This window comes from Aequorivita marina, assembly GCF_031631895.2.
Taxonomy (GTDB): Bacteria; Bacteroidota; Bacteroidia; order Flavobacteriales; family Flavobacteriaceae; genus Aequorivita; species Aequorivita marina.
This window is the reverse complement of record NZ_JAVMBW020000032.1, coordinates 1-1502: the sequence shown is the minus strand read 5'-3', so window position 1 is coordinate 1502 and position 1502 is coordinate 1. Positions and strand designations below refer to the sequence as shown.

General features: G+C 43.3%; 1 protein-coding gene. It reads right to left on the bottom strand.

All coding sequences use genetic code 11. From position 1 onward, the window contains the following. On the bottom strand, positions 1–1502 hold a 1502-nt coding region (locus QPK98_RS15545; RefSeq protein ID WP_310994394.1), incomplete at both ends, for a DUF7507 domain-containing protein.

Here is a 1502-nt window from a genome sequence, read left to right as displayed (position 1 = left end):
CCAGACATTGTGGCGTCTGGATCCGTAACAATTACGTTTGTAAGGGTTGAATTACCCGTATTCTTAACGGAGAAGTTATAGTTAATCGTTTGACCTACAACAACTGTGGAACATCCTGTAGTTGGATCTACTTCTACATCGGAAGTTTTAATCAGAGCAATACTTGCATCGGTACAGATGTCTACGACTGTTGGGTTGTTTTCAGTATAACTTGTATGGTCTGAAAGATCTGTTGGCTGACTATTGTCAGGAGCAGTTCCCGTGGCCGTAGCCTGGTTAGAGAACATTCCAGAATCAACATCGGCTTGTGTGATGGTATAAGTTGCTGTAAAGGTTGTAGCATCTTCAACGCCCGGTGCCAAACTAGCAATAGGACCACCAGACATTGTGGCGTCTGGATCCGTAACAATTACGTTTGTAAGGGTTGAATTACCCGTGTTCTTAACGGAGAAGTTATAGTTGATTACTTGACCTACAACAACTGAGGAACATCCTGTAGTTGGATCTACTTCTACATCGGAAGTTTTAATCAGTGCAATACTTGCATCGGTACAGATGTCTACGATTGTTGGGTTGTTTTCAGTATAACTTGAATGGTCAGAAAGATCCGTTGGCTGACTATTGTCAGGAGCAGTTCCCGTGGCCGTAGCTTGGTTAGAGAACATTCCAGAATCAACATCGGCTTGTGTGATGGTATAAGTTGCTGTAAAGGTTGTAGCATCTTCTGCGCCTGGTGCCAAGCTAGCAATAGGCCCACCAGACATTGTGGCGTCTGGATCCGTAACAATTACATTTGTAAGGGTTGAATTACCCGTGTTCTTAACGGAGAAGTTATAGTTGATTACTTGACCTACAACAACTGTTGAACATCCTGTAGTTGGATCTACTTCAACATCGGAAGTTTTGATTAATGCAATACTTGCATCGGTACAGATGTCTACGATTGTTGGGTTGTTTTCAGTATAACTTGTATGGTCTGAAAGGTCTGTTGGCTGACTATTGTCAGGAGCAGTTCCGGTAGCCGTAGCTTGGTTGGAGAACATTCCAGAATCAACATCGGCTTGTGTGATGGTATAAGTTGCTGTAAAGGTTGTAGCATCTTCTGCGCCCGGTGCCAAACTAGCAATAGGTCCGCCAGACATTGTGGCGTCTGGATCGGTAACAATTACGTTTGTAAGGGTTGAATTACCCGTGTTCTTAACGGAGAAATTATAGTTAATCGTTTGACCTACAACAACTGTTGAACATCCTGTAGTTGGATCTACTTCAACATTGGAAGTTTTAATCAGAGCAATACTTGCATCGGTACAGATGTCTACGATTGTTGGGTTGTTTTCAGTATAACTTGAATGGTCAGAAAGATCTGTTGGCTGACTATTGTCAGGAGCAGTTCCGGTAGCCGTAGCTTGGTTGGAGAACATTCCAGAATCAACATCGGCTTGTGTGATGGTATAAGTTGCTGTAAAGGTTGTAGCATCTTCTGCGCCCGGTGCCAAACTAGC